The organism is Nocardioides marinquilinus (assembly GCF_039543705.1).
GTDB classification, from domain to species: Bacteria; Actinomycetota; Actinomycetes; order Propionibacteriales; family Nocardioidaceae; genus Nocardioides; species Nocardioides marinquilinus.
The window spans coordinates 146,446-161,852 of record NZ_BAABKG010000006.1 but is presented as its reverse complement, the minus strand read 5'-3'; the positions used below and the strand labels follow the sequence as shown (position 1 = coordinate 161,852).

9 protein-coding genes are annotated in these 15,407 nt (G+C 73.5%); 2 read left to right on the top strand and 7 right to left on the bottom strand.

All coding sequences use genetic code 11. From position 1 onward, the window contains the following. Window positions 1–23: 23 nt before the first annotated feature. Complete coding sequence (locus tag ABEA04_RS20555) at window positions 24–725, top strand: NAD-dependent deacylase (protein WP_345463316.1); 702 nt, start codon at window positions 24–26, stop codon at window positions 723–725. A 96-nt stretch (window positions 726–821) separates the two neighbouring features. Here the strand turns inward: ABEA04_RS20555 and ABEA04_RS20550 are convergent, their stop codons facing one another. The 7 genes from ABEA04_RS20550 to glgX all read right to left on the bottom strand — a co-directional run bounded on the left by ABEA04_RS20550 (window position 822) and on the right by glgX (window position 13,354). After that, complete coding sequence (locus ABEA04_RS20550; RefSeq protein ID WP_345463313.1) at window positions 822–2,351, bottom strand: sulfatase family protein; 1,530 nt, start codon at window positions 2,349–2,351, stop codon at window positions 822–824. Between the two features lie 54 nt (window positions 2,352–2,405). After that, the gene (locus ABEA04_RS20545) at window positions 2,406–2,894 is read right to left on the bottom strand and encodes a hypothetical protein (protein WP_345463310.1); all 489 of its coding nucleotides are present in this window, start codon (window positions 2,892–2,894) and stop codon (window positions 2,406–2,408) included. A gap of 1 nt (window position 2,895) precedes the next feature. Then, on the bottom strand, window positions 2,896–4,908 hold the full coding sequence (locus tag ABEA04_RS20540) for an eCIS core domain-containing protein (protein ID WP_345463307.1): 2,013 nt from the start codon (window positions 4,906–4,908) through the stop codon (window positions 2,896–2,898). A 259-nt stretch (window positions 4,909–5,167) separates the two neighbouring features. Continuing rightward, window positions 5,168–7,021: an ATP-binding protein gene (locus tag ABEA04_RS20535; RefSeq protein ID WP_345463304.1), complete on the bottom strand. Its 1,854-nt coding sequence runs from the start codon at window positions 7,019–7,021 to the stop codon at window positions 5,168–5,170. 15 nt (window positions 7,022–7,036) lie between these two features. Then, the gene (treZ, locus tag ABEA04_RS20530; RefSeq protein WP_345463301.1) at window positions 7,037–8,839 is read right to left on the bottom strand and encodes a malto-oligosyltrehalose trehalohydrolase; all 1,803 of its coding nucleotides are present in this window, start codon (window positions 8,837–8,839) and stop codon (window positions 7,037–7,039) included. A gap of 1 nt (window position 8,840) precedes the next feature. Beyond that, window positions 8,841–11,135: a malto-oligosyltrehalose synthase gene (gene treY, locus ABEA04_RS20525; RefSeq protein WP_345463298.1), complete on the bottom strand. Its 2,295-nt coding sequence runs from the start codon at window positions 11,133–11,135 to the stop codon at window positions 8,841–8,843. Continuing rightward, window positions 11,132–13,354, bottom strand: coding sequence for a glycogen debranching protein GlgX (gene glgX, locus ABEA04_RS20520; RefSeq protein ID WP_345463296.1), 2,223 nt, complete (start codon window positions 13,352–13,354; stop codon window positions 11,132–11,134). The genes treY and glgX overlap by 4 nt, the downstream gene beginning before the upstream one ends. Window positions 13,355–13,538: 184 nt before the next feature. Between glgX and ABEA04_RS20515 the strand changes: the two genes are divergently transcribed. Further along, entirely contained in the window at window positions 13,539–15,407 is a 1,869-nt protein-coding gene (locus ABEA04_RS20515) for a serine/threonine-protein kinase (RefSeq protein ID WP_345463292.1), read from the top strand.

The window sequence follows — 15,407 nt, the reverse complement described above, 5'->3', positions numbered from 1 at the left end:
CCCGAGTCTGTCAGGCTGGGGGCGTGCGGGTCGTCGTGCTGACCGGGGCCGGCATCTCGGCCGAGAGCGGGGTGCCGACCTTCCGCGACGCCGACGGGTTGTGGGAGGGCCACCGGGTCGAGGACGTCGCCACGCCCGAGGCCTTCGAGCGCGCGCCGGGCGTCGTCCACGCCTTCTACGACGCGCGGCGCGAGGCGCTCGACACCGTCGAGCCGAACCCCGCCCACCACGCCCTCGCCCGGCTCGAGCAGGCGCTGGGCGACGACCTGTTCCTGGTGACCCAGAACATCGACGACCTGCACGAGCGCGGCGGCTCGACGCGGGTGCACCACATGCACGGCGAGCTGCGCTCGGCGCTGTGCCTGGGCTGTGACGCACATGTGCCGTGGCCGGCCGAGCAGGGCGGGCTGGGCGACCTGCCGCCGTGCCCGCGGTGCGGCTCGTGCGCGCTGCGGCCCGACGTCGTCTGGTTCGGCGAGGTGCCCTACGGCATGGACGAGATCCTCGGCCACCTGGCCGAGGCCGACCTCTTCGTCTCCGTCGGCACCTCCGGCGCGGTCTACCCCGCGGCCGGTTTCGTGCAGTACGCCCGCGCCCACGGCGCCCGCACCCTCGAGCTCAACCTCGAGCCCAGCGAGGGCAGCCACCTCTTCCACGACGCCCGCCACGGCCCCGCCGGCGTCCTCGTCCCGGAGTGGGTCGACACGCTGACCCGTCGCTCATAGGCGACGGGTCACCGAGCCGTCGCGCATGAGTGACGGGTCGGCGTTCGGTCACTAGGTCACCGCCGCCCCGGCCCGAGCCCGAGCCCGAGCCGCCGGCTACGGGCAGGGGTTGGGGGCGCCGGAGCCCTCGGCGCCGGCGCAGGTGCGGGCGCGTCGGAGGTCGCGGGAGAAGCGGGCGAGGGTGGCGTCGCTGGGGCGGTCGGCACGGTGGCCCTGCCAGAGCAGGTTCCGCTTCATGCCGGGGTCGCGGTAGAACTCCCGGCGGATGCGGGCGCCGTCCTTGTCGTAGTACTCGATGTAGGCCGCCGGGCCGCGCCGCAGGGCCGACCAGCTCGGCACCCGTCCGGGGGCGAAGCCCTCCTTGGGGTAGCTCAGCTTCGCCTTCTTGTTCACGACCTCGGCGTAGGTGGCGCCGCCGGGCTGGCGGCGCAGCATGGAGCGGCCGTCGACCTGGTAGTCGGGCTCGACGCCGGTGAGGTCGTAGATCGTGGGGGCGACGTCGAGCAGCTGCACCGGGCTGCGGTCGACCTTGCCCTCGCCGAACCGCGACGGCAGCCACGCCAGCAGCGGCACGTCGAGCGTGGTCGGGTAGGGGTCGCCCTTGGTCTCCCACCCGTTCTCGCCGAGGTGGTAGCCCTGGTCGCTGGTCAGGAAGATGGCGGTGTTGGCCAGCTCGCCCTGCTCGCGCAGCAGGTCGATCGCCTTGCCCATCTCGTCGTCGACGTCGTAGGTCGCCCGGGCGCGGGCCTGGTGGAAGCGGGCGTAGTACTCCCGCTTCGCCAGCTGCTGCTGGAAGATCGGCAGCTTGTCGCGGGTGTCGGCCTCGGGGTCGTAGCGGAACGGCGGCACCTCGCGGGTGCGGTTGGCCTTGGTCGCCTTCGGCAGCCGGGCCTCGAGGGTGGGCGCGGAGTTGTCGGTGTGCGGCGCCTTGAACGCGGCGTAGGCGTAGAACGGGCGCTCGGAGTCGGCCTGGCTCTTGATGAACGAGCGCAGGAACATCCCGACCCGCGTGGTGGCGTGGATGTTGCGCTCGGGCTTCTGCGGGCTCTGCGTCTCCTCGTCCCACAGCTTGTAGCCCAGCGGCTTCGAGCTGCTCCAGAAGTCCGACGACCCGAACCCGCTCGGCCGCTTGCCGGACTCGACGTCCCAGACCTTGATGCCGTTGAAGAACTTGCCGGTGCCGTAGGTGTTCCAGCCGGCCTGCTCGAGCTGGTGCTGCACCGTGTGGGTGACGTCGATGTTCGGGGCCGACTGGTTGTCGAGGACGCCGTTGTTGTGCAGGTTCTGCCCGGTCATCAGGGCCGCGCGGGACGGCGCGCACGACGGCGCGTTGGCCTGCGCGCCCTCGAAGCAGCGGCCGCGGTCGCGCAGCAGGGCGGCCGACTTCGGCATGGACCGGCCGAAGTCGCGGCACGAGACGTCGCCCGCGTCGTCCATCACGAAGACCATCACGTTGAGGTCGGACGACGGCACGGGCCGCGGCGCCGCCTCGGGCGACGTCGGGCTGCGCTCGGGCCCACCGGCGCCGCCACCGCCGCTGCACGCGGTGACGCCCACCATGGCCGTCACCATCGCGCTGACCAGCAGCCGGGAGCGGACGGTGCGGGAGATCGTGGGTCGCGTCATGGTGCCGTCACGATACGTCGGACGGCGGCCCCGGACCGGCATCGTGGGGCAGGCTCAGCCGAGCTCGGCGGCCTCGCCCCGGGCGACCAGCTCGGCGAACAGGTCGACCTCGACGTCGCCCCGGCACAGCGCCTCGAGGTAGTCGCCGAAGTGCACCTGCTCGTAGGAGAGCACCGACAGCGCCTGGGCCAGCAGACCGGCGGGCAGGGGGGACGTCGTGTCGACCGGCATCGCGTAGCGGTGGTGCAGCGAGCCGTCGTCGTCGACCTCGGTGTGGCCGAGCGCCAGGTAGGGGTGCAGTCGCGCGCCGGCGATGCGCGCGGCGTCGAGGTCGGGGGCGGTGAAGGGGTAGCGGACGTCGACCCACAGCACCCGCGCCTCGGCGACCGAGCCGGCGAGGCGGAGCGTGGTGGGGTGCACCTCGTCGGCCTCGCCCCCGCTGAGGCCGACCTCGAGCTGCTCGGCCTCGTCGTCGGTACCGAGCAGCGTCAGGCCGAGGTCGTCGGTCAGGAACGCGGTGAGGTCGGGGATGCCCCAGGCCATCTCAGAGCCCGTCCCGGTTCTTCAGCGCCTTGACCCACATGCGCCACAGGTCGGCGCCGAGGGTGGGGGCGTTGCCGGCCACCGCGACCTTGATGGCCCGCACGTTCAGGCCCGAGGCCATCACCTGGTGGGTGACGTCGTCGCGTCGGTCCTGCACGCCCTCGACGTCGCCGAGCGCGCCCACGGAGATGATCTTGTTGCTCATCGCCATGATCATGCCGTCGTAGGCGGCCAGCTTCTTGGCGGTGGTGCCGCCGATGCCGAAGGCGTCCTTGAGGCCCTGCTTGCCGAGGCGGGTGAGGGCCGCGCCGCCCTTGAGGGCCGAGCCGCCCAGCTTGAGCCCGGCGCCGACACCGGCGCCGACCCCGGTGAGCATCGCGATGTCGCCGGCGATGCCGGGCACCGCGGCCGAGATGTTCAGCAGGTTGCGGCGGATGCGCTTGCCGCCGATCTCCTGCAGGCTCTTGGAGAGCTGGTAGTCCTTGGCCGCCTCGACCTCACTGGCGACCGCCTTGTCGGGGAACGTCTCGGCGTCCTGGAGGATCAGCGCGGCGAGCTCGGCACCCGACTCGTTGCCGCCGTACCACTTCTTGGTCTTGCCCCAGTTCTTGGCCTCGAAGAGGACCTTCTTCGCCTCGCGCTTGTCGTCGCGCATGCGGGCCCAGCCGTTGTAGGCGATGCCCAGCGCGATGCCGTTGCTGAGGATGTCGAGCACGCCGATCGCGATGCCGAGGCCCGGGACGGCGGCCATCATCGGGCCGGTCACCATGCCCATCGGCTCGAGGATCGCGTTGACCGCCTTCATGGCGGCCTGACCGAGGTCGACCGAGGCCTTCACGGCGCTGAGGGAGTTGCGGGCCACGGTGCCGGTGCCGAGGTTGCGCTCGTCGATGGCGCGGACGATGTCCTTGACCGCCTTGTAGGCCGTCTTGACCACGGAGATCTTGGCCGAGATGGCGCCGAGGATGTTCTCGGCCAGCTGGACGTCGGCGGGCGCGGCGGTCTCGACCGCGCGGCCGTCGGCCACGGCGGCCTTGTCGCTGCCGCCCTGGGACGTCTCGAGCTGGCTGCCGGCCCCGGCGGCCACCGTGCCGGTCGCGGAGGCCGTGGTGAGCCCCAGCTCGGCCTTCTCGCCCGTGGTGCGGTTGAACTCCGGCACCGGGCCGGTGCCGCGCCACGACGCGATGGCCTTGCTGCCCGTGACGAGGACGTCGAACTCGGCCTTGGCGGGGTCGGCCGACAGGGGGTCCTTCTCGGCCGCGGTCTCGGCGTCCGTCGGCACCGCGGTGGCGCCGTCCTCGAGGTCGTCGTCGAGGTGGAAGGTGACCGACGAGGGCTCCTCGTCGTCGACCTCGGCGTCGTCGTCGAGGTGGAACGTGACCGGTCCGCTGTCCTCGGCCTCGTCGTCGAGGTGGAAGGTGACGGGGCCGCTGTGCTCGGCCTCGTCGCCGACCAGACGGCGGATGGAGCGGTGGGCGTCGCCGCCCTCCTGCTGGGTGTGGGTCAGCTCGTGGGCCAGCAGGTGCTGGCCCTGGCGCGTGTCGAGGGAGGGGGCGTTCGACCCCAGGAACACGTCGTTGCCGACGGTGAAGGCGGTGGCGCCGAGCGTGCGGCTGAGCGTGCCGGCGGCCGGGCCGGTGTGCAGCCGCACGCGGCTGAAGTCGGCGCCGCCGAAGGCGCCCTCCATCGAGCGGCGCAGCGGCGCCGACAGCGGAGCGCCGCCACCGCGGCTGCGTGCGATCGCGCCCGCGGTCTGCTCGTCGACGGCGCCGCCCTCGCGGCCCATCCCGCCGCCGTGGCCGCCGCCGGTGCCGGCCTCGCCGCCGAGCTCGCCCTGCTCGGCCAGGCGCCGCAGCACCCGGTCGGCGGTGGCGTCGGCGGCCTGCTCGTAGTGGTGGTCGGCCGCACCGACCTCGAGGGTCGCGGCCTCGGGGGCCGCGGGGGCGGGCGCCGGGGTCGGGCGCTCACGCTCGCGCTCGGACTCGGCCTCGGGCGCAGCCGTGGTGGGGGGCATGTGGGGGGACCTCTCGAGCCGGGGAGCAGCGGCGGATCGGACGGTCCGTCGCGGTCAGGCTAGGGCGGCCCCCCGACGGGCGCAGCCGAACGGCGAAGACTTTGCCCCGGCATGCCCGCGCCGCGCACCGGTCGTGGGGACGTCCGCGTGGTCGGCCGGTGGTCTCGAGGCTCGTCGCCGAGGGCTCCTCGCACCTCGACCAGCGTCGGGGGACGCAGGGGTACCTGCACCTCGGCCGGCGTCGGGGCAGTGGGTCGGGTCAGCCGGCGGCGGTGGCGACGGCGAACCAGTCGCCGAACATGCCGCGGGTGATCATGCGGGACGACTTGTGCATCTCGCGGGCGGCGCCCTGCACGAGATGGGCCATCGACACCGCGGTGCCCTCGCGGGCGGCCAGGAAGGCGGCGTCCACGGCGATGTTGCGGATGGAGGCGCCCGAGACGTCGAGACTTCGCACCAGCCAGTCGAGGTCGATGTCGTCGGTCAGCGGCATGCCGGCGGCGAGGTTGTACTCCCACAGCCGGCGCCGCTCGGCCTCGGCGGGCAGCTGGAAGTCGAGCCGCACGTGCACGCGGCGCACGAACGCCTCGTCGATGTTCTTCTCGAAGTTCGTGGCCAGGACGACGATGCCGTCGTAGCGCTCGAGACGCTGCAGCAGGTAGCTGGTGCCGACGTTGGCGTAGCGGTCGTGGGCGTCGCTGACCTCGGTGCGCTTGCCGAACATGGCGTCGGCCTCGTCGAAGAACAGCAGCGTGCCGCCGATGGAGGCGGCGTCGAAGAGCGCGTCGAGGTTCTTCTCGGTCTCGCCGATGTACTTGCTCACCACCGCCGACAGGTCGAGGCGGTACATCGCCAGCCCCAGCTCGCCCGCCACCACCTCGGCGCTCAGCGTCTTGCCCGTGCCCGAGGCGCCCGAGAACAGCGCGATCAGCCCGCGGGAGGGGCTGGGGCGGATGCCCCACTCGCCGTAGACCACGGACGCCGAGCGGTAGCGGTCGACGAGGTCGCGCAGCCGCTGCTTGCGCCCGGTGTCGAGGACCAGGTCGTCCCACCCGGCCCGCGGCACCACCCGGGTGGCGAGGTCGGTGATGCCGGCGTCGGTGAGGCGGCGGTAGGCCTCGATCGCGTCGCCGCCGGTGAGCCCCAGCGCCCGGCTCATCCGGCCGAGCTGCTCGGCGGTCAGGCCCTGCGGCAGGCCGTCCTGACCGGTGACGGCGCTCCACTCGCCCGCGGTGACCGTGCCCTCGTCGGCGGTGACCTCGCGCCACGGGCGGTGCGGCAGGTCGTCGAGCCCGAGCGGCAGCGCGCTGGAGATGCCCCACCGCAGGTGGGTGGCCTGCTCGACGCAGCGTCGTCCGGCGTCGTCGAGGGGCCGGCTGGTCTCGAGCAGCACGGCGGCGTCGGCCAGCGTGGCCTCGAGCACCAGCGACTCCCACCCGAGCGCGTCGGTGGGCGGCGCGGTGGCGAGCACGCCGGAGGCGCCGAGGCTCTCGAGGGCGCGGCGGCGGCGCCGCACCTTGTCGGGTCCGACGACCAGCACGGCGTCGTGGCCCGCGAGCCGCGCCGGCACGCTCGGCAGGACGTCGGCCACCACCAGCTCGAGCCCGGCGGGCAGCGACGGGTCGGGCTGGGTGTCGCCGCACAGCGCCCACAGCAGCCGCGGCGGCACCACCAGGGCGGTGCGACCGAAGGCGCCGCGCGGGGAGAGCCGCACCAACCCGGCGCGCACCAGCGCCGAGCCCGGCCCGGCCAGCGCCGGGGTCGCGCCCGGCAGCAGGTGGGGCAGCAGCCACAGCTCGACGTGGTGGCGGGCGCGGTCGTCGGTGAGGCTCACGACCAGCCGCTGCAGCCGCTCGTCGATCTCGGTACCGATGAGCACGGCCAGCAGCTCGGCCTCCGCGCCGCTCAGCCCGGCCTGCCGGACGAGGTCGGCCAGCCCGATGTCGTCGGCGAGGCCCTCGGCCAGCGCGGCCCGGGCCGCAGCGAGCGCCACCTCGGCCGGCTCCAGCGCCGCGGCGGCGAGCTCGCTGTCGCTGACGGCGGCGACCGCCCGCTCGAGGGCGGCGACCGCCAGGCCGACGACGAGGTCGGGGCCCGCCTCCGGGCTGCTCACCGAGGCCTCATGGCCTCAGTCAAGCAGTCGGCGGCCGTTCGCGCGGACGATCGCGCCGACGTGCGGCGCGAGGCGCACCGCGCCCCCGTCCACCGCCACGCCGGGCCCGGTCTCGAACAGCGGCTCGAGGCCGCCGCCGGCCTCGACGAGCGGCAGCTCGGCCTCGGCGTCGCCGAGGTTGACCACCACGGCCAGTCCGCCGCGCCACATGACGAACGTGCGGGCCGTCTCGTCTACCCGGCAGCGCACGCCGCCGAGGTGGGGGTCGGTGAGGTCGGGCTCGGTGCGGCGCAGCTCGGCCAGCCGGCGGTAGACGCCCAGCAGCCGTCGTCCCCGCTCGCCGTCGCGCTCCGACCAGTCGAGCTTGCTCCGGGTGAAGGTCTCGGGGTCCTGCGGGTCGGGCACGACGGCGGGGTCCCAGCCCATGCGCTCGAACTCGGTGATGCGGCCCTTCGCGGTGGCCTCGCCGAGCTCGGGCTCGGGGTGGGAGGTGAAGAACTGGAACGGCGTGGACGCCGCCCACTCCTCGCCCTGGAAGAGCATCGGCGTGAACGGCCCGGCCAGGGTGAGCAGCGCCGCGCAGCCGAGCTGGTCGTCGTCCAGCTCCTCGGTGATGCGGTCGCCGACGGCGCGGTTGCCGATCTGGTCGTGGTTCTGGCTGCAGACCACCAGCCGCCAGCCCGGCATGTGCTCGACGTCGACGGGGGCGCCGTGGTCGCGCTCGCGGAACGAGCTGTAGGTGCCGTCGTGGAAGAACCCGCGCTCGCACACCTTGGCCAGCGCCGTCAGCGGCTCGAAGTCGGCGTAGTAGCCGTCGGTCTCGCGGGTCAGCGCCACGTGGACGGCGTGGTGGAAGTCGTCGCTCCACTGCGCGTCGAGGCCGTAGCCGCCGCCCTCGCGCGGCGTCACCAGCCGGGTCTCGTTCAGGTCGGACTCGGCGATCAGCGTGAGCGGCCGGCGCAGGTGCGCGGAGAGCGCCGCCACCTCGACCGCCATCTCCTCCAGCAGGTGGGTGGCCGACTCGTCGTGCAGCGCGTGGACGGCGTCGAGCCGCAGCCCGTCGACGTGGTGGTCGTGCAGCCACATGCGCACGTTGTCGAGGATCAGCCGCCGCACCTCGGCCGACTGACCGCCGTCGAGGTTGACCAGGTCGCCCCACGTGTTGCGGCCCTGCTTGAGGTAGGGGCCGAACTCGGGCAGGTAGTTGCCTGACGGGCCGAGGTGGTTGTAGACGACGTCCTGGATGACGCCCAGCCCGGCGGCGTGGCAGCCGTCGACGAAGCGCTGGTAGGCCTCGGGGCCGCCGTAGCTCTCGTCGACCGCGAACCAGGCGACGCCGTCGTAGCCCCAGTTGTGGGTGCCGTTGAAGGCGTTGACGGGCATCACCTCGACGAGGTCGACGCCGATGGAGAGCAGGTGGTCGAGGCGTCCGAGCGCGGCGTCGAGGGTGCCCTCGGGCGTGAACGTGCCGACGTGCAGCTCGTAGACGACCGAGCCGGCCAGCTGGCGGCCGGTCCAGCCCTGGTCGGTCCAGGCGAAGGCGTCGGCGCGGTGGGTGCGCGAGAGGCCGTGGACGCCGTCGGGCTGGCGCCGCGAGCGCGGGTCGGGCCGCGGCGTCTCGACGTCGTCGAGCAGGTAGCCGTAGTCGACGTCGCCCTGCTCGGGGTCGGGCACGGGCTCGGACGGCGTCCACCAGCCGTCGTCGTCGCGCGCCATCTCGACGGTCTCGCCGGCCACGAGCAGGCGCACCCGCGCCGGCTCGGGCGCCCAGACGTCGAAGGGGCCGCGGGCCGGGCCGGTGGTGGTCGAGGTGGTCATCTCAGTCCTCCCTCACGAGCAGGGCCACGCCGGCGGCGCCCAGCACCGGCTCGAGCGGGCCGTCGGTGGTGCCCCCGTGGACGACGTCGCGCCACGTGCCGTCGGGCAGGGCCAGCCGGGTCTCGCCCCAGCCGCCGGCGGCGTCGAGGCCGATGGGCAGCCGGGTGACGACGGTGATCGCGCCGCCGCGGTCGAAGGCGAGCACGTGGTCGGCGGCGGGGCCCTCGGCGGTCAGCGGCGTGTAACCGGTGAACAGCTCGGGCCGGTCGCGCCGCAGCCGCAGCGCCGCCGCGGTGACCCGCAGCTTGGGCAGGTAGGGGTGCGGCTCGTCGCCGCGCAGCACCGCCGCGAGCCGGTCGAAGTCGACCCGGCGGCGGTTGTCGGGGTCGACGAGCGAGAACTCGCCCAGCTCGGAGCCCTGGTAGACGTCGGGCACGCCCGGCACCGTCAGCGAGAGCAGCTTGGCCGACAGGGCGTTGACGGCGCCCGGCCCGGCCACGGCGCCGACGAGCCCGGCCACCACGGCGGCGACGGCCTCGTCGTCGAAGGCGGCGTCGACCGCGGCGTGCACGGTGGCCTCGAACGCCTCGTCGGGGGAGGTCCAGGTGGTGTGGTCGCCGGCCTCGCGCATCGCCTTCTCGGCGTAGGCGTGCAGGCGGTCGCGCAGGTCGGGGTCGTCGTCGTCCCACGCGCCCACGACGGCCTGCCACAGCAGCGCCGCGAACGCGCGCGACGGCACGGGGGCGGCGTCCTGCAGCCGCTCGAAGGCCTCGGTCCACAGCTGCGGCTGCTCGGCGAGCGCGGTGATGCGGGCGCGCACGTCCTCCCCGCGCTTGGTGTCGTGGGTGCTGAGCGTGGTCATGGCGTGCGGCCGCTCGGCCTGCCGCCGCGCCATCGCGTCGTGGAAGCCCTCGACGGTGAGGCTGAAGTGGCTCGGGTCGCCGCCGACCTCGTTGAGCGAGGTGAGGCGGTTGTAGCGGTAGAAGGTGGTGTCCTCGACGCCCTTGGCCATCGTGGCGCCGGTGAGCTGCTCGAAGCGGCGCACGGCCGGCTCGGCCGGGTCGCCCAGCACGGTGACCAGGTGGTCGATCGACGGCGCCAGCTCGGGACGACGGCGCCGCGCCTCGGCGGCCGCGTGCTCGAGGTGCTCGCGCCCCTCGGGCACGTAGGAGCGGTAGACCGGGAAGCACGTCGCCAGCTCGGCGACGGCGTCCTCGAGCGCCTCGGCGTCGATCGCCGCCTCACCGGGCGTGAGGTCGGCCCCGTCGGCACCACCGTCGAGCACCGACGCGGGCAGCTCGCGCACGGTGCGCCGCACCTCGGAGCCGAGCATCCCGTCGACGATCGAGCGCTTCGCGGTGTGGACGACGTCGGCGTAGGTGAGCTCCGACAGTGGCAGCACGGCCTCGGCGGCGGGGTCGGTGAGCACCCGGTCGACCTGGCCGAGCACGTCGTAGCCGGTGGTGCCGGCCGTCGCCCACGACGCCGGCAGCACCTCGCCCGGCTCGAGGATCTTCTCGACCAGCACGTAGGCGCCGCCGATGAGCCGCGCCAGGTCGTCGAGGTAGGGGCCGGGCTCGCGCAGGCCGTCGGGGTGGTCGACCCGCAGCCCGTCGACCAGGCCCTCGTCGAACCAGCGGCGGATCTCGGCGTGCGACTCCTCGAAGACCCACGGCACCTCGACGCGGATGCCGGCGAGGGTGTTGACGGCGAAGAAGCGCCGGTAGTTCAGGCCGTGGTCGGCCGTCGTCCAGTGGGCGAGCTCGTAGTGCTGCTCCTCCAGCGACGTCGTGCCGGGCGCCAGCGGCCAGGCGTGCTCGTGGTAGCGCACCACGCCCGCGTCGACGTCGACCTCGACGGCGTCGGTGCCGTCGTCGCCGAGCACCGGCAGCCGCACCTTGCCGCCCGCGACGTCCCAGTCGACGTCGAAGGCCTCGGCGCAGCGGGAGTCACGGCCGTGGGTCAGCAGGTCCCACCACCAGGCGTTGACCTTCGGCGTCTGGACGCCCACGTGGTTCGGCACGATGTCGACCAGGACGCCGAGGCCGAGCCGCCGGGCCTCGGCGCTCAGCGCGTCGAGGCCCTCGCGGCCGCCGCGCACCGGGTCGATGCGGGCGTGCGAGACGACGTCGTAGCCGTGGTCGGAGCCCGGCTCGGCCTCGAGCAGCGGCGACAGGTAGACCCAGTCGACGCCGAGCTCGTGCAGGTAGGGCAGCCGGCGGGCGGCCTCGAACAGGTCGAACGACTCGCGGATCTGCAGGCGGTAGGTGCTGACGGGCACCCGGGGCTCGCTCACGCGTCGCGCCCCGCGAGGGCCGCCACGGACGCCGCCACCGACAGGTCGGGCTCGGCCTCGGGCTCGTGGTGCTCGCGCAGCACCAGCACGGAGCGGTGCTCCATGTGGAAGGTCGAGCCCGCCGGCACCGTCTCGGAGGCGTCGGCGGCGCCGCCGGTGTTGATGCAGACGTCCCAGGCCTCGGCGTACTCGGCCGAGGGCAGCACCAGGTCGATGGGCCCGTCGGCGTTGAAGTACAGCAGGAAGTGGTCGTCGACGATCGTCGCGCCGCGCTGGTCGAGCCCGGCGATGCCGTGCCCGTTGAGGTACATGCCGACGGTCTGGTCGCCCTGCTCGAGCGAGGACCAGTCGTCGGGCTCCATCGGGCGGCCCTCGGGGTGCAGCCACACGATGTCGTTGAGCCGGTCGCCCTCGCCGCCGCGCACCGGCGTGCGCACCGTGTCGCCGGTGAAGAACCGCTTGCGCCGGAAGGTCGGGTGCTCGCGCCGCAGCCGGATGACGGCCGCCACGAAGTCGGTGAGGGGCTGGTCGACGTCGTCCCAGTGCATCCAGGCGATCTCGGAGTCCTGGGCGTAGGTGTTGTTGTTGCCGTGCTGGGTGCGGCCGAGCTCGTCGCCGTGCAGCAGCATCGGCACGCCCTGGCTCAGCAGCAGCGTCGCGAGGACGTTGCGCTGCGCGCGCGAGCGCTCCGCCAGGATCTCAGGGTCGTCGGTGGGGCCCTCGACGCCGCGGTTCCACGAGCGGTTGTGGCTCTCGCCGTCGTTGTTGTCCTCGCCGTTGGCCTCGTTGTGCTTCTCGTTGTAGCTGACGAGGTCGCGCAGGGTGAACCCGTCGTGGGCGGTGACGAAGTTGATGCTCGCCACCGGACGGCGTCCGGAGTGCTCGTAGAGGTCGGAGGAGCCGGCCACCCGCGAGGCGAACTCGCCCAGCGACGGCTCGCCGCGCCAGAAGTCGCGCACGGTGTCGCGGTAGGCGCCGTTCCACTCGGTCCACTGCGGCGGGAAGCCGCCGACCTGGTAGCCGCCGGGGCCGATGTCCCACGGCTCGGCGATGAGCTTGACCTGGCTGACCACCGGGTCCTGCTGCACGAGCTCGAAGAAGGTGGCGAGCTTGTCGACGTCGTAGAACTCGCGGGCGAGCGTCGAGGCGAGGTCGAAGCGGAAGCCGTCGACGTGCATCTCGAGGATCCAGTAGCGCAGCGAGTCCATGATCAGCTGCAGCGAGTGGGGGTTGCCGACGTTGAGGGAGTTCCCGGTGCCGGTGTAGTCCATGTAGAACTTCTGGTCGTCCTCGACGACGCGGTAGTAGGCCTGGTTGTCGATGCCGCGCATGCTCAGCGTCGGGCCCATGTGGTTGCCCTCGGCGGTGTGGTTGTAGACCACGTCGAGGATCACCTCGATGCCGGCGGCGTGCATGGCCTTGACCATCGCCTTGAACTCCTGCACCTGCTGGCCGAGGGCGCCGGCCCGGCCCGGGCGGCCGGTGGCGGCGTAGTCGGCGTGCGGGGCGAGGAAGGCGAGGGTGTTGTAGCCCCAGTAGTTGCGCAGGCCCTGGTCGAGCAGGGTGGAGTCCTGCACGAACTGGTGCACCGGCATCAGCTCGATGGCGGTGACGCCGAGCCGGGTGAGGTGCTCGGTGATCGCGGGGTGGGCCAGGCCGGCGTAGGTGCCGCGCAGCTCCTCCGGCACCTCGGGGTGCAGCTGGGTCATGCCCTTGACGTGCGCCTCGTAGATGACGCTCTCGTTGTAGGGGTAGTGCAGCCGGCGGTCGCCCTCCCAGTCGAAGAACGGGTTGATGACCACGCCGTGGGTCATGTGGGCGGCGGAGTCCTCGTCGTTGCGGGAGTCCTCGTCGCCGAAGGTGTAGCCGAACAGCGACTGGTCCCAGTCGATGTCACCGGCGGTGGCCTTGGCGTAGGGGTCGAGCAGCAGCTTGTTGGGGTTGCAGCGCAGGCCCTGGCTGGGGTCGTACGGGCCGTGGACGCGGTAGCCGTAGCGCTGGCCGGGCTGCACGGTCGGCAGGTAGCAGTGCCACACGAACGCGTCGACCTCGGTCAGCTCGACGCGGGTCTCGACCAGGTCGTCGTCGAACAGGCACAGCTCGACCCGCTCGGCCACCTCGCTGAACAGCGCGAAGTTCGTGCCGGTGCCGTCGAAGGTCGCCCCGAGGGGGTAGGGCTGGCCGGGCCAGACGTCGGGGCTGTCGGGTCGTGCGGTCACTCGTCCTCCGGGTTCTCGTCGCCGACCCGTCGCTCATAGGGGACGGGTCAGCGTTTTGATCGATCCAAGCACGTCGCCAGGTGGGGGCGGTCCGTCCTGAAGGGCGAGGTAGGGGCCGCTCAGGCGGCGGTGTGACCAGGCTCGCAACCGGCACGGGCGGGGCGACGTCAGGTAGAACATGACGGTGACCGCAGCCTTCCCCGCCCCCGGAGACGAGATCGGGCGCTTCCGCGTGCTGCGCCAGCTCGGCGCCGGCGGCATGGGCGTGGTCTACGAGGCCCTCGAGGTCAACCTCGACCGGCGGGTGGCGCTCAAGGTCATCTCGCCGATGTTCGCGCACGACCCCGACTTCCGCTCGCGGTTCGGTCGCGAGGCCCGCGCGCTCGCCTCGCTCGACTCGCCGCACGTCGTCCAGGTCTACGCCCACGGCGAGGAGGACGGCTACCTCTACATCGCCACCCAGCTGATCCCCGACGGCGACCTCGGCCAGATGGTCTCCCGCTGGGGCCCGGCGCCGCTCGGCAAGGCGCTCGACCTCATCGAGCAGGTGGCCAGCGGCCTCGCCGACGCCCACGCGGCGGGCCTGGTGCACCGCGACATCAAGCCCGGCAACGTCTTCGTGCGCCGCCGCACCAAGACCACCGTGCAGGCCTACCTCGGCGACTTCGGCATCGCCCGGCGCGTCGACGCCGAGGCCACCCGCATCGGCACGGCCGTCGTCGGGACGCCGTCCTACATGGCTCCCGAGCTGCACGGCGGCGCGCACGCCGGCCCGGCCACCGACATCTACTCCGTCGGCTGCCTGCTGTGGGTGGTGCTCACCGGCGAGCCGCCGTACGGCGGCACCACCGAGTTCGAGGTGATCGGCGGGCACGTCACCAAGCCGGTGCCGCAGCTGCCCGACCGCTCGCCGCTGACCCGCACGGTCAACCACGTGCTGCGCGTCGCCATGGCCAAGGAGCCGGGGCACCGCTACCGCTCGGCGCTCGCGCTGCGCGACGACCTCCGCGAGGCCGCGCGGATGGTCGACGACCCCAACCACGGCCGGCTCGCCTCGGCGCTCGTCGTCCCGGGGGCGCCGGCCGCCGCCCCGCCGCCGTCGTCCTACCCGTCGGCCGTCTCGCCCGCGGTGTCGCCGCCGTCACCGCCGCACGCGACGCCGTCCGGCCCGCTGCCCGCGCACGCCGCGCCGACCGGGCAGCAGCACCAGCCGCCGTACCGGCCCCCGCACCAGCCCGCACCGCACCAGCCGCAGTGGGCGAGCACCCCGGCGCCGCGTCGCTCGCGCGCGGGGCTGTGGACCGGCCTCACCGCCGCGGCGCTCGTGGTCGCGGGCGGCGCCGTGGCGGCCGTGGTGCTCGGCAGCGGTGGCGACGACCCCGACCCCGACCGTCCGACGGCGGCGGAGCGGGCCTTCGCCGAGCAGGGCTACACCGAGATCCAGTCCGAGACCGCCAAGGCGATGCGCGTGCTCGACTCGGTGCGCATCAGCGGCGAGATCCCCTACAACGGCGTCGACTCCAGCATCGACATGACCATCACCTCGGCCGGCGACTGCGACGGCACCCTGAAGGTCGGCGACGGCACGGCCGCCGTGCGGCGCATCGAGGGCGAGGCCTACCTGAAGCCCGACGTCGCCTTCTTCGTTGCCAGCGGTCAGCCGCAGGCCACCGCCGAGCAGGCCGCGAAGCTGATCGGCGACCGGTGGGTCAAGGGCGACGAGAGCGACGCCGCGCAGTTCGACTCCTTCTGCGACATCGACGCCATCATCGGCGAGGCGTCGTCCTCCTCGCCCTCCTCCGGCGCCGACGGCTCGGAGTCGGGCACCGTCGGCGACATCGAGCAGGTCGACGGCGAGTACGGCGTGAAGCTGGTCGCCGAGGACCCCACCGGCAACACCAACGCCTGGGTCTCGCTGTCGGAGCCCCACTACTTCCTGCGGCTGCAGCTCGAGGGCGAGGACGCCGACTTCCGCTTCTCCGAGTTCGACGAGCCCCTCGGCGTCGAGGCGCCCCCCGAGTCGGAGGTCATCGACTCCAGCACGTTCAATTGA